Origin of the sequence: Pseudobacillus badius, from assembly GCF_002189605.1 — a bacterium.
Taxonomy (GTDB): Bacteria; Bacillota; Bacilli; order Bacillales; family Domibacillaceae; genus Pseudobacillus; species Pseudobacillus badius.
The window spans coordinates 307776-328251 of the sequence record NZ_MWMM01000002.1 but is presented as its reverse complement, the minus strand read 5'-3'; the positions used below and the strand labels follow the sequence as shown (position 1 = coordinate 328251).

The window sequence follows — 20476 nt, the reverse complement described above, 5'->3', positions numbered from 1 at the left end:
GAAGAAAGGGGAAAGCAACAATGACAGCAGCTATTATTGATGGGAAGAAAATTGCAAGCGATATTCGCAAGGAATTAAAGCAGGAAATTGAAGAACTTCAAGCACAAGGGGTCACTCCTGGATTAGCCGTTATTTTAGTAGGAGACGATCAAGCTTCACATACATACGTGCGCAATAAAGACAAGGCGTGTGCGGAAGTGGGCATTCATTCCGAGATCTACCGCTATTCGGCCGACCTGTCTGAAGAGGAGCTTCTGCAGAAGGTGGAAGAGTTAAACGCTGATCCGGCTATTCATGGTATTCTCGTTCAGCTTCCTTTGCCGGCTCACTTGTCCGAAGATAAAGTCATTGACGCGATTTCTCCGGAGAAGGATGTAGATGGTTTTCATCCGGTGAACGTTGGGAAAATGGCGATCGGCAAGCCGGCTTTTTATTCTTGCACTCCTTACGGCATTATTAAAATGCTGGAAAGAGAAAATATTTCGCTAGAAGGCAAGCATGTCGTTGTTGTTGGGCGGAGTAACATCGTTGGCAAGCCAGCAGCTCTCCTGTCATTAAAAGAGAGTGCAACTGTCACAGTTTGCCATTCACGAACAAAAGACCTCTCTGCTTTTACACGGCAAGCCGATGTAGTCATTGCGGCAGTTGGAAAGGCAAAGTTTTTGAAGAAGGACGACTTTAAACCGGGAGCGGTCGTTATTGATGTCGGGATGAACCGGGACGAAAACGGCAAATTATGCGGCGATGTGGACTTTGAAAGTGCGAAGGAAAAAGCCGGCGCCATTACTCCAGTGCCAGGCGGGGTCGGACCAATGACGATCACGATGCTGCTTTACAATACTGTGCAATCGGCGAAACAAACAGCAGGGCGGACTGTTAAATAATCTTTCATATGAAAAGCTGTCTCTTAATCATGTTATAATGAGGAGGCAGCTTTTTAGCTTGACCGGAAAAGGTGGAATGAAAATGGAAGCCGAACGCTATTTAACCGTTAAAGCATTAACTAAATATATAAAAAGAAAATTTGATGCCGATCCCCATTTAACGAATGTATATGTTAGGGGAGAGATTTCCAACTTTAAACGCCACTCCAGCGGACATATGTATTTCACGTTAAAAGATGAAAAAGCCCGGATTTTGGCTGTCATGTTTTCTTCAGCCAACCGCTCCTTGAAATTTCAGCCGGAAAATGGCATGCAGGTGCTTGTGGCCGGTGAGATCACCGTCTATGAAGCGGGCGGACAATATCAAATTTATGTGAAGTCCATGCAGCCTGATGGCATCGGCAGCTTATATTTGGCCTTTGAACAGCTGAAAACGAAGCTTGCGAAAGAAGGGCTTTTTGACGAAAATAGAAAAAGGCCGCTGCCTGTTTATCCGAAAACGGTCGGTGTCGTGACTTCACCGACGGGAGCAGCCGTCAGAGACATCATTACAACCATTAAACGGCGTTACCCGATAGCGGAAATACTAATTTATCCTGCTCTTGTGCAAGGAGACAACGCGGCTCCGTCCGTTGCAGCTGCAATTCAGCGGGCTAACGGCGACGAACGCGCCGATGTGCTGATTGTCGGCCGCGGAGGAGGATCTATTGAAGAGCTGTGGGCCTTCAATGAAGAAATAGTAGCACGCGCGATCAACCTCTCAGCTATTCCGGTTATTTCAGCTGTCGGACATGAAACCGATGTGACCATTGCCGATTTTGCCGCTGACAAAAGAGCGCCGACGCCGACAGCCGGCGCTGAAATGGCAGTTCCTCATCTTGAAGAGGTGCTGGAGAGAGTAGCTGTCCGCAAAACGAGACTGATCCGGTCGATATCGGAAAAAGTGAGGCGGGAGAGAAAGCGGCTGGAAAGCGCCAGGAACGCTTATATTCTCCGCAATCCGCAGACGCTGTACAGACAGCAGCAAGAACGTCTGGACCGCTTGACAGAGATGCTGGCCAAAGGACAATCCATGTATATAAAGAACACAACAGCAAAAATCAGCGACTTGACGGAAAGGCTGCGCCGGAACCACCCGCAACGCAAGATTACTGAAGCCAAGCAGCAAATCAGCCGCCTGGATGCGTCTCTTTCCAGAGAGATCGGCATGCTTTTGCGGAGCAAGAAAGAGGGCTTAGGCCGCAATATTTCCATGCTGGATGCTTTAAGTCCCCTAAAGATTATGGAGCGCGGCTACAGTCTCGCTTATGATGAAGGAGACAATCTCATCAAGTCAAGCACCGGAGTGCAGGCAGGAGACCGGGTGAAGGTGGAACTTATGGATGGCCATCTTATGTGCCAAGTTCAGTCAATTGAGGTGAAAAAGAATGGAAAATAAAGAAGTGACATTTGAGGAAGCAATGGAGGAATTAGAGTCAATCATTGTAAAGCTGGAAGAGGGGGATGTGCCGCTTGAAAAAGCTTTAAGTCTTTATCAAAAAGGAATGGAGCTTTCCGGTTTTTGCCACACCTTGTTAAGTCAGGCAGAGGAGCAGTTGGCAAAGTTAATAACAGATGACGGAGAAAAAGAGTTTTCTATTGACGAGGGGGAGTAAAGATGGCTGGTACATTGTCTGCTTTTATGCAGGAATATAAGGATATTTTAGAGAGAGAAATGAAGGAGTTAATTACCAACTTACAGGCACCGTCCGTATTAAAAAAAGCGATGGATTATTCGCTGCAAGCGGGAGGAAAACGCATCCGCCCAATGTTGCTGTTTGCCACGCTGGCTTCGTTTGGAAAGAATCCAAGGACGGGTCTGGCGGCCGCCGCTGCACTGGAAATGATTCATACATATTCGCTTATCCATGATGATCTGCCAAGTATGGACGACGATGATTTAAGACGGGGACAGCCAACGAATCATAAAGTGTTTGGAGAAGCAGCCGCTATTCTGGCTGGAGACGCCTTGCTGACCTATGCCTTTCAAGTGATTGCCCAATCAAACAGTTATTCAAGCGAGCACAAAGTAACGTTAATTGAATGGCTCGCTGAAGCAGCTGGACCTGAAGGAATGGTAGGCGGCCAAATGGCTGACATCGAAGGAGAAACGAAAAAGCTAACGCTCGATGAATTAGAGTACATTCATAAAAACAAAACAGGACGCTTGCTTGCTTATAGTGTCATGGCAGGTGCTTTGCTAGCCGGCGCGAATGAAGAGCAATTGGCTCATTTCCGTCAGTACGCCTTCCACATCGGCCTTGCTTTCCAAATTCAGGATGATATTTTAGATGTAGAAGGCTCAGAAGAAAAGCTTGGCAAGCGGGTGGGCAGCGACTCGGCCAATCATAAAAGCACTTATCCGGCGCTGCTGACGATGGAAGGTGCCAAAAAACAATTGGCCAAGCATGCAGAGGCAGCGCGGGCGGCTCTTCTTCAAACAAACACGGATTCCGCCCTGCTGCTTGAACTTGTGGATTTAATTGCTACGCGCGATCAGTAAGAAAATTGACTAAAATTGTTGTGATTTGTTCTATGTGGTATAATGATAGTGCTATTTTCAGTAAATTGCCGTTATCACACTCTGTGTTAGCGGCTATTTTTTCAAAGTCTTTCCTCATAAGGACATGAACAAAGTTGTCGATTTTTTCGGGTAAAAAGTTGTGGAAAATAAGGATCGCGTTATAATAAGGAAAGTGAAATGACACAGTTATGAAAGTGAGTGATCCGATTGGATCTTTTATCTATTGAAAGTCCCGCCTTTTTAAAAGGCCTGACGATTGATGAATTAAATGAATTAAGTAAAGACGTTCGCCAATTTTTGATTGAGAACTTGTCAAGAACGGGCGGGCATATCGGCCCTAACCTTGGCGTTGTTGAATTGACTATTGCCTTGCATCGCTGCTTTAACAGTCCGCAGGATAAGATTTTATGGGATGTTGGCCATCAATCCTACGTTCATAAAATACTGACTGGCCGCGCCGATCAGTTTGAAACACTGCGCCAGTATAAAGGTCTCTGCGGCTTCCCTAAAACGGCTGAGAGCGAACATGATGTATGGGAGACCGGTCATAGCTCCACTTCGTTATCGGCAGCCATGGGCATGGCGATTGCACGGGATTTAAAGAAGGAGCAATCCTACATCGTCCCGGTTATTGGCGACGGGGCCTTAACAGGCGGAATGGCGCTGGAGGCACTGAATCATATCGGCCATGAGAAAAAGAATATGATCGTCATCCTGAATGATAATGAAATGTCTATTGCTCCGAACGTTGGTGCGCTTCACAGTATTCTCGGGCGTCTGCGGACAGCTGGCAAGTACAATTGGGTGAAAGACGAACTCGAGGCTTTATTGAAAAAAATTCCGGCCGTTGGCGGAAAGATGGCACAAACAGCCGAACGCTTAAAGGACAGCTTGAAATACTTGCTCGTCTCCGGCATGTTTTTTGAAGAGCTTGGATTTACTTATTTAGGGCCGATCGATGGTCACAGTTATGAAGAGCTTCTGGAAAATCTGCAGTATGCCAAGAAGACAGAAGGTCCTGTTCTCCTGCATGTGCTAACGAAAAAAGGAAAGGGATTTGGACCGGCCGAACTCGATAAAAAAGGGACTTGGCACGGGACAGGCCCTTATAAAATGGACACAGGCGATTTAATTAAACCTGTCGGACAGCCTCCTGCATGGAGCGCTCTCGTCAGTGAAACAGTTAGAAAGATCGCCCGGACAGATGACCGAGTTGTGGCGATTACACCGGCTATGCCGGTTGGCTCTAAACTGTTAGGATTTGCGGAAGAATTCCCTGACCGGATGTTTGATGTCGGAATTGCTGAACAGCACGCTGCCACTGTTGCTGCCGGCCTGGCTACACAGGGCATGAAGCCGTTTTTGGCGATCTACTCGACGTTCCTGCAACGAGCCTATGATCAGGTCGTTCACGATATTTGCCGTCCTAATTTAAACGTATTTATCGGCATTGACCGGGCAGGGCTTGTCGGCGCCGATGGAGAGACTCATCAAGGCGTGTTCGATATTGCCTTTTTGCGGCATATACCGAACATGGTTCTAATGATGCCGAAAGATGAAAATGAAGGCCAGCATATGGTCAATACGGCTGTCCAGTATGACAATGGACCGATTGCTATGCGTTTCCCGCGCGGCAACGGACTTGGAGTAGCGATGGATGAAGAGCTGAAAGAAATCCCGATCGGCTCATGGGAAGTGCTGCGGGAAGGTACGGACGTTGCGATTCTGACATTTGGCACAACGATCCCGATGGCCCTGAAAGCAGCAGAGGTAGCGAACAAACAAGGGGTATCAGTGAAAGTGATCAATGCCCGCTTCATCAAACCGCTCGATGAAGCGCTGCTGCTGGATCTGCTTAAAGACAACATGCCGATTTTAACGATTGAAGAAGCTGTTTTGCAGGGCGGCTTTGGCAGTGCTGTACTTGAATTTGCGCATGATCAGGGCTTTTACGGGCATGCAATCGACCGCATGGGTATCCCAGACTGCTTTATTGAGCATGGAAGCGTCAATGCATTGCTTGAGGAAATCGGCCTGACTGAAGAGACAGCTGTTCGGAAACTGTTGGCAATGACACCAAAAAAACAGAAAAGAGCATAAGTAATGAAAGCGAAGAAAGAACGTATTGATGTACTGCTCGTGGAAAGAGGGCTTATCGAAACGAGGGAAAAGGCGAAACGGGCGGTTATGGCAGGTTTGGTCTATTCTAACGAAGAACGGCTTGACAAGCCTGGCGAAAAAATCCCGTCTGATGCCCCTCTCCAAATAAAAGGGAATGTGCTTCCTTATGTAAGCCGCGGCGGATTGAAATTAGAGAAAGCATTAAAGGTATTTTCCCTGGATATTAAAGACAAAATCATGATCGACATTGGTTCATCGACGGGAGGATTTACAGATTGTGCCCTGCAAAATGGAGTGCGGCTGTCTTACGCTTTGGATGTAGGGTACAATCAGCTGGCATGGAAACTGCGCCAAGACGAGCGGGTGGTTGTGATGGAGCGGACAAATTTCCGCTATGTTACTCCAGAGGACTTGAAGGAAGGGGCGCCAGAGTTTGCTACGATTGATGTGTCCTTTATCTCGCTTTCGCTGATCCTTCCTGTTCTAAAAACGCTGCTCGTTCCAGGAAGCGATACAGTAGCCTTGATTAAACCCCAGTTTGAAGCCGGGAAAGAACAGGTTGGCAAAAAAGGCATTGTCAGAGATCCTGCCATTCATATAGAAGTGATTGAAAAAATTATCAATCTTGCCCTCGGTCTGGGTTATGATGTAAAGGATCTTTCTTTTTCCCCAATTACTGGAGGAGACGGCAATATCGAATTTTTGATTCATCTCAACTGGCCCAACGCAGAGTCGGTAACAGGAGAGAATTTGTTTCAAGAAACAGTTGCTTCCGTCGTCCGAGCTGCACATTCAGAATTAAAGCAGCTCAAAAAAACAAATTAACTGCAAGACAAAACTGGCCAGGAGCTTCTGGCCAGTTTTCTTATTTGAAATAGAATGATTTTTCCCTTAGTTCATCAACCTAAGGACAGAGAATCAAAGCAGGTTCGATTGTTTGAAAAAAGTTTCTACGCTATACATTGGAAGTTAAATAAGATAAAATGTTGTATATTCAGGTATATTTATGCGACTTATGAGGTGATGAGCGATGAATAAAGGGCAACGCCATATTAAAATCAGAGAAATTATTGCCAATAATGAAATAGAAACGCAAGACGAGCTAGTGGATTATTTGAAAGAACTTGGCTATAACGTGACACAAGCCACGGTTTCCCGTGATATCAAAGAACTTCATTTAGTGAAAGTGCCTTTAATGGATGGGCGCTACAAGTACAGTTTGCCTGCAGATCAGCGCTTTAACCCGCTGCAAAAACTAAAGCGGTCACTCGTTGATGCGTTTGTGAGCATTGACTCTGCAGGCCACTTTGTTGTTATGAAAACGCTCCCGGGCAACGCTCAGGCAGTTGGCGCCCTAATTGATAATCTGGATTGGGAAGAAATTATGGGCACGATTTGCGGAGATGATACCTGCTTGCTCATTTGCCGGGCGCCTGAACATACATCTATTGTTTCCCAGCGCTTTTTAGAAATGCTTTAATTTGAGGTGAACTGATTTTGCTACAGGAACTGTCCATACGCAACTTTGCGATCATAGAAGAACTCCATGTCTCGCTGGAAAAAGGGCTGACGGTGCTTACCGGTGAAACGGGGGCAGGGAAGTCAATTATTATTGATGCTGTTCATCTGCTTGTCGGCGGCCGCGGATCGTCTGAGTTTGTCCGCCACGGAGAGAAGAAGGCTGAAATTGAAGGGATGTTTCAAATTGACAGCCCGAACCATGCTTGCCTCCAAAAAGCGCAGGAATTCGGCATTGAGGCGGAGGAGGAAACCATTATCATTCGCCGGGAGATTTCCGTCAGCGGCAAGAGCGTCTGCCGCATCAACGGCAAGCTCGTCACTATTGCTATTTTGCGCGAAATCGGCTCTACTCTCGTAGATATTCATGGCCAGCATGAGCATCAAGAGTTAATGGACGCGAGCCAGCATTTGCGTCTGCTTGATCATTTTGGCGGAACAGAAGTATTGGCGGCAAAGGAAAGCTATGCTGACGTTTATAAACGATATGAACAAACGGCTAAAGCGCTCAGCCAGCTAAGCGAAAACGAACAACAAATGGCCCACCGGCTCGATTTGCTGCAGTTTCAGCTGTCTGAAATTCAAAAGGCTGACCTGCAGCTTCATGAAGATGAGGAGCTGATGGAGGAAAAGAGAAAGCTGAGCAACTTTGAGAAGCTGTACGAATCTGTTCAAAATGCGGCCAATGCATTGCAGGGAGAAGGGCGAGGGCTGGATTGGATCGGACTGGCCATGGCTCAGCTGGAAGCGGCAGCTGAAATTGACGAGTCGTATAAAGCAGCTTATGAAGCTGTATCTGAAAGCTTCTATGTGCTTGAGGATGCAGCCCGCCATGCAGGCTCAGCGTTAGATAGCCTGGAGTTTGATCCGAATCGCCTCAATATCATTGAAGCAAGGTTAAACGAGATTAACCAGCTGAAAAGAAAGTATGGCAGCTCAATTGAAGAGATTTTAGAGTATGGGGCAAAAATTGAAGAAGAAATTGATACATTGACTAATCGGGAAACGCATATCGAGAAATTATCTAATGAACTTTCTGCTTATGAAAAAGATTTGCTGCTTGAAGGCCAGCAGCTCAGCCAGTTAAGACGAAAAACAGCCGAGAAGCTGACAGATGCTATCCATCAAGAGCTCAAGCAGCTTTATATGGATAAAACGGTCTTTCGGATACAGTTTGAAGCCTTCACCGAGAAAGAGGGCTTGCGGTCAAAGCCATTTAAACGGGATGGGCTTGATGAGGTCGAGTTTTATATTTCAACGAACCCCGGCGAGCCCGTTAAACCTCTGTCGAAAGTGGCTTCTGGCGGAGAACTGTCGCGAATCATGCTGGCCATGAAGACCATTTTTTCTGAACATCAAGGCATCACTTCAATCATCTTTGACGAGGTAGACACAGGAGTCAGCGGCCGGGTGGCGCAGGCAATCGGCGAGAAGATTTATGAGGTGGCTGTTCATTCGCAGGTGCTTTGTATCTCCCACTTGCCGCAGGTAGCCGCCATGGCTGATACTCATTTGTACATTTCAAAAATGATGAAGGCCGGCCGGACGAAAACAGTGGTCGAACCGCTGGAAAATCAGGAGAAGATCCGGGAAATTGGCCGGATGATTTCTGGTGTGGAAATGACGGATTTAACGAAGCAGCATGCGAAGGAGCTGCTTGATCTCGCTGCTTCGCTAAAGAGAAAATAAAAACAAAGAGAAGCGGCAACATGCAGACATCAAGTGTTTACAATCAGCCCGGTAACTTTTTCTAAATAGGTAACTGCCGAATAAGAAGGAAAAGCAGCTGAAGACGTGATGCTGCGGTCAAAGGAGAAGGGGAGATATGCTCATAGAGGTCAGTGATTTTATTTTTAATCTTGGTGTAGCGACCATTTTGTCAATGGTGATGGGGTTAGAACGGGAAATTAAGAAAAAGCCAATCGGCTTAAAAACATGTGTGGTTATTGGAATTACCAGCTGTTTGCTGACGGATGTCTCGATTGATGCCGCCAATCATTTTGCGATTCCTTATGAAAAGCCAATGGATCCGCTCAGGCTGGCAGCCCAGATTGTATCAGGGATTGGTTTTTTAGGAGCCGGTGTAATTCTAAGGCGAAACAATGATATTATTTCCGGACTGACTACAGCTGCTATCGTATGGGGAGCAGGGGCAATCGGTATTGCTTGCGGGGCTGGTTTTTGGATGGAAGCGATTATTTCTACTTGTTTAATTATTATCAGCGTTGAAATCTTTCCAATTATATTTAAATGGATCGGCCCTAAATCTTTAACAGAAAAGCAGTTGAAAGTGCGGATTATCGTTGATAATGATGAGAAAATGACAGACGTCTTAAAACAAATGAAGCATAAAGGCATGAAAGCAAGCAAAGTCCGTATTAAAGATGTTCAAGAAGGACATCTTCAGCAATTAGACTTAATCATTTTAGTGAACGAAAAGTTATATGCAACGGACGTATATCATGAATTAAAACAAATCACACATGTGACCAGTGTGGAAATGGAAGCCTTGTAAACGAGCTGGTCCGCAAAAATTTGTTGTTACTTTCCATATTTAACGGCCTGTCCCAGACAGGCTGTTTTTTTATTTTCTGCTGTCAGCCCCATCCAACTGTGGGCAGCTTTTTACGTAATAATTGAGCCCTTTCAAGGAGAAAGTATAGATACAGCCGGCAAGAGGGGCTTGACTAGAAGCGAGGAGAGTGAACGGTTTGAACAAGTATCGATCCCATACAATCACTGGTGGAATTCTCCTTGTTTCTTTTGTAGTATGTTTAATTATTTCTTCTTTTATGAATAGCGCCCATGCTGCAGGCATGAGCCATTTGCAAAAAGAAAATGTGCCTTCAGCCGCTAACCTTACGCTGAATGAGAAAACGAAGCTTTTGCAGCTGGCGGGTTTTCCGGAGGATAATCAAAAAGCAGCGGCGATTCGCAAAATCCGTGTTATTCCGGGCGGTCAATCCATAGGGATCAAGCTGAATACATTTGGTGTCCTCGTGGTTGGTCACCACCTTATTGATGCTTCTGGAGGCAAGCTATCCCCGGGAGAAAAAGCAGGCATCAGGGTTGGCGATATGATTGTGGAAATTAACGGGAAGAAAATTGAAAAGATGCAGGATATTAGCCAATTTGTCCAACAGGCAGGCAAGGAAGCCGAGCCGCTTCAGGTGACTATACGCAGAAATGAAAAAGTGGTCCGCACAGAGCTACAACCGCTAAAGGATGAAAAGGAGCAATCATATAAGATTGGCCTTTATATCCGGGATTCTGCTTCAGGCATAGGAACGCTAACATTTGTGGAACCAGAGTCAGGAAAATATGGAGCTTTGGGTCATGTGATTGCGGATGCTGATACGAAAAAACCGATTATCGTTCAAGGCGGAGAAATCGTCAAATCGAAGGTTACTTCCATTGAGAAGGGCCGGAATGGGAATCCAGGCGAAAAGCTTGCCCAATTTTCAGCCGGTCAGAAAAAACTTGGGGATATAAAGAGGAACAGTCCTTACGGGATATTCGGACAATTGAACGAACCGATTTCTGGCAATATGAAGAAAGAGTCTTATCCGGTTGCTTTGTCTCACGAGGTGAAAGAAGGTCCTGCCAAAATTTTAACCGTGATTGATGGAGAAAAAGTGGAATCGTATGATGTGGAAATTGTCAGTACCATCCCGCAAAAGTATCCGGCTACAAAAGGAATGGTTTTAAAAGTAACAGATAAACGGCTGCTTGATAAAACAGGGGGAATTGTTCAAGGGATGAGCGGCAGCCCGATTATTCAGAACGGAAAAGTCATTGGAGCGGTTACGCATGTATTTGTTAATGACCCGACATCAGGCTATGGCGTTCACATTGAGTGGATGTTAAATGAGGCGGGCGTTTCGCTAACGGAAACAGAGCAAAGGGAAGCAAGTTGAACAAGCGGAGAAATCCGCTTGTTTTTTTATATAAACCATTATTAGGAAAAAACTCTCTGTAATGAAAATGGAAGAAATTCGTCGAAAATAAAAGAAAACCAACGAAAAAAATATATATTATTAAAATTTAAAGGAAATCATTTCCCTTTGTCGAAAAAACTATTAGAATAAATGTACAGTTATAAGAGAGCAAACGGATGGGGAGGAATTTAACGATGACTAAAATAAAAGTAGCAATCGTAGATGATAATCGGGATCTGGTAAAAATGCTGGAAGAATATATTTCTTCACAAGAGGACATGGAAGTGACAGGCAGTGCCAACAATGGCCAGGATTGTTTAGAAATGCTCCCGGACGCAAAGCCTGATGTGCTTATTCTGGATATTATTATGCCTCACGTTGATGGGCTGGCGGTTCTGGAAAGAATGCGCGAGCTTGATCTTGAAACCTTTCCGAATGTTAGTATGCTCACAGCTTTCGGCCAAGAGGATGTCACGAAAAAGGCAGTGGAACTCGGCGCTTCTTATTTCATGTTAAAGCCTTTCGATATGGAAAGCCTTTTCAGCCACATTCGCCAGGTGAGCGGAAAAGAAAATTCCATGATGCGGCGTTCATCGCAGGAAACGTTGAAGCAGCCGGCAAAGAAAACCGTCAATCTCGACGCCAGCATTACAAGCATTATTCATGAGATCGGTGTTCCCGCTCACATTAAAGGATATATGTACTTGCGAGAGGCCATATCGATGGTTTATAACGATATTGAATTGCTCGGTTCCATTACGAAAGTTCTTTATCCAGACATTGCTAAAAAATACAACACTACTGCCAGCCGTGTAGAACGGGCCATTCGTCATGCAATTGAAGTGGCATGGAGCCGCGGCAATATCGACTCTATTTCCAGCTTATTCGGCTACACGGTCTCCATGACAAAAGCAAAACCCACGAATTCAGAATTCATTGCGATGGTCGCTGATAAGCTGAGACTTGAACATAAAGCTTCTTGAAAGGGCAAGGATACGGGTAAATAATACCGGCAAATGAAGCTGTCTGCTCCGTTTTTGTACATAACAGCAGGCAGAAAAAGGATGTGTTGCTATGACCGCTATCTTTGCTCATCGCGGTTTTTCTGCCATCGCTCCCGAAAACACAATGGCTGCTTTTCGGGCGGCAGAAACAGCAGGAGCTGACGGCATTGAACTGGACGTTCAGTTGACAAGAGATGGGCGTCTGGCGGTAATTCATGATGAAAAGCTGAATCGGACAACCAATGGCCAGGGGTATGTCAAAGATTGGGACTGGAAAGATTTATCCCGGCTAGAGGCCAAATATAAATTTGCAGAAGCTGATCAAGATATTGGCATCCCGCTTTTGGAAGACGTATTTGAGTGGATGCGGGAAAACGAAATTATTTGCAACGTTGAATTAAAAAATAATGAGTTTGCTTATGAAGGCATGGAAGAGAAAGTTATTCGGCTCATTCGGCAATTTAACTATGAAGGCCGCGTCATCCTTTCCTCGTTCAATCATTACTCGTTAACGTATGTATACCGGCTTGCGCCGGATTTAGAGACCGCTGCTCTTTACTCATCTCATCTTTACATGCCGTGGAAATATGCAGAGGCAATTCGGGCTGGAGCGATCCATCCAAATATCCGCACAGTTAAAAGTGAGATCATCCGTTCATCAGTCGAGAACGGCATTCATATTCGCCCATATACGGTAAATAAGGAAAAGCACATTCGCTGGCTTATAGAAGAAGGCTGTTCCGGCCTGATTACCGATGATCCTAAAGCGGCTTTGGCCATTCGTGATCAAGTGTTGGATACGTAAAAAAACTCCTTATGCGCAGTTTGCCAAAAAGCAGAAGCGCATAAGGAGTTTTCATTTGTCTTTAAACTTGTTTTGCACCTTATTATTTTTGCGGTCCCTATGAAAAATGAAGCCGGCGACAAACCCCAGACCCCCGATGAACAAAATGAGGCCCACAAGGAACTGCAGCCATAAAAACGGGAAAGGCGGCTGCAATATGCCGAATAGCATATCTCTCATTAACTTTATGCCAAGTCCCGCCAGAAAGCCGGGAATAACTAAAACCAATAACGCCAGTAGTCGGATCATTTCAAGTTTACTCCTCCAATTATTACTCACAAAAATCATATCCTACCTGTAAAATTTGTCAAGCGAGATTCACAGGTATACAATAAAAGCATGCAAGAATTTGCAGGCTGAAAGAAAGCGGGGGGATGGCTTTATGCAAACAGCTTTAATTATTGGCGGTGGACAAGGCGGCCTTTCAGTTTTAAAAATATTAAAGAATAGTCAAATGATGAAGGTTGCAGCGGTGACAGATGTTGACGAGGGAGCGCCGGCTCTTCAGTTAGCGCGGGAAATGGGGATCCCGACAGGCAAGGACTGGAGAATATTTATGGGAGAACAGCCGGATGTCATTATTGAGGTAACCGGCGACAGCAAGGTGCTGGAAGCGGTTCGCCAATACGCTCCCCGGGCTATCGTTATTCCCGGCAGCGTTGCCTATTTGCTCGCACAACTGCTCAAGCAAAAAGAAGAATTAATTATGCAGCTGAAAAATCAGTCCTACCAATATGATGTCATTTTTGAATCGATTGATGAGGGCATGATCGTTATTGGCGATACAGAAAAAATTATTTTATTCAATAAAAGTGCGGAACGGATATTAGGCATTCGCAAGCGAGAAGCGATAGGGCGCCATATTCAGGACATCGTGCCCAACAGCCGCTTGCCGGAAGTCCTGAAAACGAAACGGGCAGAAATTAATCAGGCGCAGCAGCTCGCCGATAATGAGAAAATCATTACTTCGAGGATTCCCATGATTACTGCCGAGGGGAAAGTGATTGGGGCTTTTTCTATTTTTAAAGATATTACCGAGGTAGTTAACCTGGCTGAGGAAATCACGAATTTGAAGGAAATTCAAACGATGCTTAAAGCCATTATTTTTTCCAGCGATGATGCTATTTCAGTCGTGGACGAAAAAGGGCGGGGGCTGCTCATCAATCCAGCCTATACGAGGTTAACGGGCCTTAGTGAGAAAGAGGTCATCGGAAAGCCGGCAACCATCGATATTTCAGAAGGGGACAGCGTGCACTTGCAGGTGCTGGCGAAGAAACAGCCTGTGCGCGGGGTTAAGATGTATGTCGGTCCTAAAAAGAAGGAAGTCGTTGTGAATGTAGCCCCTATTCTTGTGGATGGCCACTTAAAGGGCAGCGTCGGTGTCATTCATGATTTGACAGAAATTCAATCCTTAACGAAAGAGCTTGACCGCGCAAGGCAAATTATCCGTACGTTAGAAGCCAAGTACACATTCGAGGAAATTATCGGTTGCTCTGAGGAAATGAACATTGCGGTAGAACAGGCGAAAGCAGGTGCAAACACGCCGGCTACAGTTCTCTTAAGAGGAGAATCGGGAACCGGAAAAGAGTTGTTTGCCCATGCCATTCATAACGCCAGCGATCGCCGTTATAACAAATTCATCCGTGTTAACTGCGCCGCCTTGACGGAATCACTGCTGGAAAGCGAACTTTTCGGCTATGAAGACGGAGCTTTTTCAGGGGCCCGCCGCGGCGGCAAAAGGGGTCTGTTTGAAGAAGCAAATAATGGAAGTATTTTTCTAGACGAAATCGGCGAATTAAGTGCCAATATGCAGGCGAAATTGCTGCGTGTGCTGCAAGAGCAGGAAATTGTCCGCGTCGGCGGGGCAAAAGCGGTCGCTGTGAATGTTCGTGTGATTGCTGCTACGAACGTTAATTTGGAAAGGGCCATGGCTGAGGGAACTTTCCGGGAGGACTTATATTACCGCCTGAACCGGATGCCTATACATATTCCGCCGCTTCGCCATCGGAAAGCGGATATTCCGCTTTTGTGTGAACGGCTGATTTCTAAGATCAACCAAGACTATGGAAGAAGCGTGAAAGGCGTGACTTCTCAAGCTATGCAAAAGCTAATGGACTATTCATGGCCCGGTAATGTGCGCGAATTAGAGAACGTTCTCGGCCGAGCGATGATTTTTCTGAATTACAGTGATTATCTTATTGATGCATCGGCCCTTCCGCCGCTGATAGAAGATAAAGTAGCATCAGCAGAGAAATCGGCTGAATGGCCAGCCATTGCAAAGGGGCGTTCATTGCAGGAAATGCTTGATCTGTATGAAAAAGAAATTTTGCAATCCCGCCTTGCTGCTAATAAAGGCAATAAGACTGCAGCGGCCAAGGATTTGAACATTTCCATTAGAAATTTATATTACAAGCTGGAAAAGTATCAATTGCATTGAATTGCCTGCAAAAAATTGCGTCCTCTGCAAAAAACTGCAGGGTGAAAAAATGGAAAATAAAGCGTTTTCATGGTTCTTGAATTGGCATAGTAATTGCATTATTAAGAGAGACACATAAAAGGTTAACGACCGACATAAGGAGGATCGACAATGGAAATTTTTAAATATATGAAAACCTACGATTACGAGCAGCTGGTCTTTTGCCAGGATGAGGTATCGGGCTTAAAGGCCATTATTGCGATTCATGATACGACGCTGGGACCGGCGCTTGGCGGAACACGGATGTGGACATATGAATCAGAGGAGGCCGCAATTGAGGATGCCCTTCGCCTGGCTCGGGGCATGACTTACAAAAATGCAGCAGCCGGCTTGAATTTAGGCGGAGGAAAAGCCGTTATCATCGGGGATCCCCGCAAGGACAAAAATGAACAGATGTTCCGTGCATTTGGGCGTTATATTCAAGGCTTGAACGGCCGGTACATTACGGCGGAAGATGTAGGAACAACGGTAGAAGATATGGACATTATCCATGAGGAAACGGATTATGTGACAGGAATTTCACCTGCTTTCGGTTCTTCAGGCAATCCGTCACCAGTCACTGCTTATGGCTGTTTTGTCGGCATGAAGGCGGCAGCCAAGGAGGCGTTCGGCACTGATTCTCTTGAAGGGCGTACCGTTTCTGTTCAAGGGGTAGGAAATGTTGCTTACCATTTGTGCCGTCATTTGCATGAAGCAGGAGCCAAATTAATTGTAACGGATATTAACAAAGATGCCGTCAAACGAGCGGTAGATGATTTTGGGGCAATTGCTGTTAATACCGATGAAATTTACGGGGTCGATGCTGATATCTTTGCTCCTTGTGCTCTCGGCGCTGTCATCAATTCACAAACAATTCCGCAGCTAAAAGTTAAAGTAGTTGCCGGCTCCGCAAACAACCAATTGAAAGAGGACAAAGACGGTGACGAGCTTCACGAGCGCGGAATTATTTATGCTCCTGATTATGTCATTAATGCTGGCGGCGTGATTAACGTAGCGGATGAATTGAACGGCTATAATTACGAGCGGGCGATGAAGAAAGTGGAATTGATTTACCATAATATTGAAAGAACGTTCAGCATTTCTAAACGCGATCACATTCCAACGTACCAGGCAGCTGACCGTATGGCTGAGGAGCGAATTCAAAAAATGGGCAAAGCCAGAAACAAGTTTTTGGTGGACGGACACCATATTTTATCAAGACGCAAACATTAATTAAAAAGCGGGGGGATGCTTTTGCAGGCGACAGCATTCCGCATGCTCGTTATATATGTGTCGGGGGAAAAAGTGATAGCGGGCGTGTTCGATAATCAAATGGCCGTATTCGAGCAAATTTTTCTGTGTGAAGAAAAGTCACTGGCGAAACGAAGTATTCATTTGCTTGCTTCACTTGATAAAGAAGGCATCAACCTTTCGAAGCTGCAAGCTGTTTGCGCACCCGAGAGTAAAAATGAGGGGGATGCTGGTGCCGGCATGGCCTGCTATATAGCAGGCCGTCTAAATATTCCTGCCTATTTTGTGTTTTCCGGCTATCTTCCGCAAATGGAACTGGGACATTCCGTTTATCCGGGTGACCGCTATTTGCTGTTTTTAGCCAAACAAGCCCTTTTCATGTTGGCGGGAGAGGATTAATATACTAGGTATGTATTCAGAGAGAAAAGAGGAGGAAAAGAGTTGGCTGAGGAATATGATTTAGTCATTTTAGGCGGAGGAACAGGCGGATACGTTGCTGCGATCCGTGCATCGCAACTCGGTTTAAAAACGGCAATTGTAGAAAAAGGCAAGCTTGGCGGGACATGCCTTCATAAAGGATGCATACCGTCTAAAGCGTTATTAAGAAGCGCAGAGGTATTAAGAACGGCTAAGAACAGTGAGGAGTTTGGCGTAACTGCCAGCGATGTAGCATTTAACTTTGCAAAGATTCAAAAGCGAAAGCAGGGAATTATAGATACGCTTTACAGCGGCGTGCAAGGGTTAATGAAGAAAAACAAAATTGATATATACGAAGGGTTTGGCCGGATTTTAGGTCCATCTATTTTCTCTCCTATGCCTGGCACAGTGTCTGTTGAAATGAATGATGGCACTGATAACGCTATGTTGATTCCCAAAAATGTAATAATCGCAACTGGCTCCCGTCCTCGTGCTTTGCCGGATCTGCCGTTTGACGGAGAGGTCATTCTATCTTCCGATGACGCACTCGAACTGGAAAGCCTCCCTGAATCAATCATTATCGTCGGCGGCGGTGTAATTGGCATTGAATGGGCATCTATGCTAACCGATTTTGGCGTCAGTGTAACGGTTTTAGAATATGCCAGCCGGATTTTGCCGACCGAAGATGAAGAGGTTTCTAAAGAGATGGAACGTCTTCTTAAAAAGCGCGGAGTCAAGATTATAACAGGCGCAAAAGTCCTTGCCGGGACAGCGGAAAAGCAAGATGGCTCTGTTCTGATTCAGGCGGAGGTTAACGGAGGACAAGAGGCTTACAAGGCGGAAAAACTCCTTGTTTCCATCGGCCGCCAGGCAAATGTAGAAGGCATGGGCCTTGAAAATACGGATATCGTCGTTGAAAAAGGAATGATTACCGTAAACGAATTTTATCAAACAAAAGAATCTCATATTTACGCGATTGGAGATGTAATTGGCGGTTTGCAGCTGGCGCATGTTGCTTCCCATGAAGGGATCACGGCGGTGAATCATATAGCCGGAGAAGAGGCAGACCCCATCGATTATACGATGGTGCCCAAGTGTATTTATTCCAGTCCGGAAGCTGCAAGCGTCGGCTTGACAGAGCGGGAAGCAAAAGAACAGGGATATGAAGTGAAAACTGGCAAGTTTTCATTTCGCGCGATCGGCAAAGCTCTCGTTTACGGAGAGAGCGATGGATTTGTTAAAATAGTAGCGGACAAAAAAACAGATGATCTGCTCGGCGTCCATATGATCGGCCCGCATGTGACAGATATGATTTCAGAAGCAGGGCTTGCCCGTGTGCTTGATGCAGCTGCTTGGGAAGTGGGGCACACGATTCATCCGCACCCAACCTTGAGCGAAGCCATCGGGGAAGCGGCCCTTGCTGTGGACGGAAAAGCAATTCATTCGTAAGGATAGAAAGAAGGGAGAGGAATATTTATGGCTGAAAATCGTCATTCTGTGCTTGGATTAAGTGATGAAACCGTGCTGAAGATGTATGAAACCATGCTGCTTGCCCGCAGGTTGGATGAACGGATGTGGCTGCTGAACCGATCCGGGAAGATTCCTTTTGTTATTTCGTGCCAGGGACAAGAAGCGGCACAAGTGGGGGCAGCGTTTGCTCTTGACAAGGAGAAGGATTATGTTCTGCCCTATTACAGGGATATGGGGGTTGTCCTCACGTTTGGCATGACAGCTACAGACTTGATGCTGTCCGGATTTGCCAAAGCGGAAGATCCAAATTCAGGCGGCCGGCAAATGCCGGGACATTTCGGTCAAAAGAAAAACCGGATTGTTACCGGTTCTTCGCCTGTAACGACACAGGTGCCGCATGCTGTTGGAATTGCTCTAGGCGGCAAAATGGCCAAAGAAGACGTGGTGGCTTTCGTGACCTTTGGAGAAGGCTCATCCAATCAGGGAGACTTTCATGAAGGAGCCAACTTTGCAGGTGTTCATAAGCTGCCTGTTATTTTCATGTGCGAAAATAATAAATATGCGATTTCCGTTCCGGTAGAAAAGCAGCTGGCTTGTGAAAATGTTGCCGATCGGGCGCAAGGCTACGGCATGCCGGGTTTCACTGTTGATGGCAATGATCCGATAGAAGTATACAAATATGTGAAAGAGGCAGCGGACCGGGCTAGACGCGGGGAAGGGCCAACATTAATTGAAACAGTTTCCTACCGCCTGACAGCTCATTCGTCTGACGATGATGACCGTACGTACCGTTCACCGGATGAAGTGCAAAAAGCTAAAACTAATGATCCGATTATCACGTTCGGCCAGTACTTAAAAGAGACAGGTGTGCTGAATGATGAACTTGAAAAAGAAATGAATGACCGTGTAATGAAAGAAGTCAATGAAGCAACCGAGTATGCTGAAAATGCGCCATATGCCAAGGCGGAAGACGCGTTGACTTACGTGTATGCAGAGAAGCAGTAAGGAGGAGAAAAAGATGCCGGTAATTTCTTATATAGATGCTGTCACAATGGCCATGCGAGAAGAAATGGAGCGGGATTCGAGAGTATTCGTTCTCGGTGAAGATGTAGGAAAAAAGGGCGGTGTCTTCAAGGCAACCGCCGGCTTATATGACCGATTTGGGGAAGAGCGCGTCATGGATACTCCACTCGCAGAATCAGCCATTGCCGGAGTCGGCATCGGTGCAGCAATGTACGGCATGCGCCCAATTGCTGAAATGCAGTTTGCTGATTTCATCATGCCTGCTGTGAACCAGATTATTTCAGAGGCAGCCCGCATTCGCTATCGTTCAAACAATGACTGGAGCTGTCCGATTGTCATACGGGCCCCATATGGCGGAGGGGTGCATGGAGCTCTGTATCATTCTCAGTCCGTAGAGGCCGTGTTTGCCAATCAGCCAGGCTTAAAAATTGTGATGCCGTCTACTCCATATGATGCAAAAGGATTGTTAAAAGCTGCGATCCGCGATGAAGACCCTGTTCTGTTTTTTGAACATAAGCGGGCCTATCGCTTAATTAAAGGAGAAGTGCCTTCTGAAGACTATGTGCTTCCGATCGGCAAAGCTGATACAAAGCGTAAAGGGGAGGACCTTACAGTCATTACATATGGGCTGTGCGTCCATTTTGCTTTGCAAGCAGCAGAACGGCTGGCGAAAGATGGAATTGAAGCGGAAATTCTTGATTTGCGTACTGTTTATCCTCTTGATAAAGAGGCTATTTGCGAAGCAGCTAAGAAAACAGGGAAGGTTCTTCTTGTCACAGAGGATAACAAGGAGGGCAGCATTATGAGTGAAGTGGCAGCCATCATTGCTGAAAATTGTTTGTTTGATCTCGATGCTCCCATTCAAAGACTGGCAGGTCCGGATGTGCCGGCTATGCCTTATGCGCCGACAATGGAGAAGTTTTTTATGATTAATCCGGATAAAGTAGAAAAAGCCATGCGTGAATTAGCAGAGTTTTAAGGCAGATAG

19 protein-coding genes are annotated in these 20476 nt (G+C 45.9%); 18 read left to right on the top strand and 1 reads right to left on the bottom strand.

Features of this window, described 5'->3' with window-relative positions:
- The first annotated feature begins 20 nt into the window (after positions 1 to 20).
- The 12 genes from folD to B1A98_RS04650 all read left to right on the top strand — a co-directional run bounded on the left by folD (position 21) and on the right by B1A98_RS04650 (position 12833).
- Positions 21 to 884: a bifunctional methylenetetrahydrofolate dehydrogenase/methenyltetrahydrofolate cyclohydrolase FolD gene (folD, locus tag B1A98_RS04705; protein WP_063385581.1), complete on the top strand. Its 864-nt coding sequence runs from the start codon at positions 21 to 23 to the stop codon at positions 882 to 884.
- A gap of 82 nt (positions 885 to 966) precedes the next feature.
- Positions 967 to 2322, top strand: coding sequence for an exodeoxyribonuclease VII large subunit (xseA, locus tag B1A98_RS04700; protein ID WP_063385854.1), 1356 nt, complete (start codon positions 967 to 969; stop codon positions 2320 to 2322).
- Positions 2312 to 2539: an exodeoxyribonuclease VII small subunit gene (gene xseB / locus B1A98_RS04695; protein WP_041097151.1), complete on the top strand. Its 228-nt coding sequence runs from the start codon at positions 2312 to 2314 to the stop codon at positions 2537 to 2539. Before xseA ends, xseB begins: the two co-directional genes overlap by 11 nt.
- 2 nt (positions 2540 to 2541) lie before the next feature.
- On the top strand, positions 2542 to 3426 hold the full coding sequence (locus tag B1A98_RS04690) for a polyprenyl synthetase family protein (protein WP_063385582.1): 885 nt from the start codon (positions 2542 to 2544) through the stop codon (positions 3424 to 3426).
- 228 nt (positions 3427 to 3654) lie between these two features.
- On the top strand, positions 3655 to 5547 hold the full coding sequence (gene dxs / locus B1A98_RS04685) for a 1-deoxy-D-xylulose-5-phosphate synthase (RefSeq protein WP_063385583.1): 1893 nt from the start codon (positions 3655 to 3657) through the stop codon (positions 5545 to 5547).
- 3 nt (positions 5548 to 5550) lie between these two features.
- The gene (locus B1A98_RS04680) at positions 5551 to 6393 is read left to right on the top strand and encodes a TlyA family RNA methyltransferase (protein WP_063385584.1); all 843 of its coding nucleotides are present in this window, start codon (positions 5551 to 5553) and stop codon (positions 6391 to 6393) included.
- Positions 6394 to 6598: 205 nt separating this feature from the next.
- Complete coding sequence (gene ahrC / locus B1A98_RS04675) at positions 6599 to 7048, top strand: transcriptional regulator AhrC/ArgR (RefSeq protein WP_063385585.1); 450 nt, start codon at positions 6599 to 6601, stop codon at positions 7046 to 7048.
- A 17-nt stretch (positions 7049 to 7065) separates the two neighbouring features.
- On the top strand, positions 7066 to 8775 hold the full coding sequence (gene recN, locus B1A98_RS04670) for a DNA repair protein RecN (protein WP_063385586.1): 1710 nt from the start codon (positions 7066 to 7068) through the stop codon (positions 8773 to 8775).
- Between the two features lie 136 nt (positions 8776 to 8911).
- Complete coding sequence (locus tag B1A98_RS04665; RefSeq protein WP_063385587.1) at positions 8912 to 9601, top strand: MgtC/SapB family protein; 690 nt, start codon at positions 8912 to 8914, stop codon at positions 9599 to 9601.
- Positions 9602 to 9797: 196 nt separating this feature from the next.
- A complete protein-coding gene (gene spoIVB, locus B1A98_RS04660) occupies positions 9798 to 11003 on the top strand; it encodes a SpoIVB peptidase (protein WP_063385588.1) in 1206 nt (401 codons plus the stop codon).
- Between the two features lie 215 nt (positions 11004 to 11218).
- On the top strand, positions 11219 to 12007 hold the full coding sequence (spo0A, locus tag B1A98_RS04655; RefSeq protein WP_063385589.1) for a sporulation transcription factor Spo0A: 789 nt from the start codon (positions 11219 to 11221) through the stop codon (positions 12005 to 12007).
- A gap of 91 nt (positions 12008 to 12098) precedes the next feature.
- Entirely contained in the window at positions 12099 to 12833 is a 735-nt protein-coding gene (locus B1A98_RS04650; RefSeq protein ID WP_063385590.1) for a glycerophosphodiester phosphodiesterase, read from the top strand.
- 51 nt (positions 12834 to 12884) lie between these two features.
- Here the strand turns inward: B1A98_RS04650 and B1A98_RS04645 are convergent, their stop codons facing one another.
- Positions 12885 to 13121 (bottom strand): DUF2627 domain-containing protein, encoded by a 237-nt coding sequence (locus tag B1A98_RS04645; RefSeq protein ID WP_063385591.1) that lies wholly within the window; start codon positions 13119 to 13121, stop codon positions 12885 to 12887.
- A 133-nt stretch (positions 13122 to 13254) separates the two neighbouring features.
- Here B1A98_RS04645 and B1A98_RS04640 point away from each other — a divergent pair, with 133 nt between their 5' ends.
- The 6 genes from B1A98_RS04640 (at position 13255) to B1A98_RS04615 (ending at position 20467) form a co-directional block, all read left to right on the top strand.
- Entirely contained in the window at positions 13255 to 15309 is a 2055-nt protein-coding gene (locus B1A98_RS04640; RefSeq protein ID WP_063385592.1) for a sigma-54 interaction domain-containing protein, read from the top strand.
- Between the two features lie 150 nt (positions 15310 to 15459).
- Complete coding sequence (gene bcd, locus B1A98_RS04635; RefSeq protein WP_063385593.1) at positions 15460 to 16560, top strand: branched-chain amino acid dehydrogenase; 1101 nt, start codon at positions 15460 to 15462, stop codon at positions 16558 to 16560.
- A gap of 21 nt (positions 16561 to 16581) precedes the next feature.
- Positions 16582 to 16977, top strand: a complete 396-nt coding sequence (locus tag B1A98_RS04630) for a hypothetical protein (protein ID WP_063385594.1) — start codon at positions 16582 to 16584, stop codon at positions 16975 to 16977.
- A gap of 42 nt (positions 16978 to 17019) precedes the next feature.
- Positions 17020 to 18444 (top strand): dihydrolipoyl dehydrogenase, encoded by a 1425-nt coding sequence (lpdA, locus tag B1A98_RS04625; protein ID WP_063385595.1) that lies wholly within the window; start codon positions 17020 to 17022, stop codon positions 18442 to 18444.
- A gap of 27 nt (positions 18445 to 18471) precedes the next feature.
- Positions 18472 to 19470, top strand: coding sequence for a thiamine pyrophosphate-dependent dehydrogenase E1 component subunit alpha (locus tag B1A98_RS04620; RefSeq protein ID WP_063385596.1), 999 nt, complete (start codon positions 18472 to 18474; stop codon positions 19468 to 19470).
- Between the two features lie 13 nt (positions 19471 to 19483).
- Positions 19484 to 20467 carry an alpha-ketoacid dehydrogenase subunit beta gene (locus B1A98_RS04615; RefSeq protein WP_041097119.1) on the top strand — a complete coding sequence of 328 codons (984 nt, stop codon included), beginning with the start codon at positions 19484 to 19486 and terminating at the stop codon, positions 20465 to 20467.
- Positions 20468 to 20476: the final 9 nt, after the last annotated feature.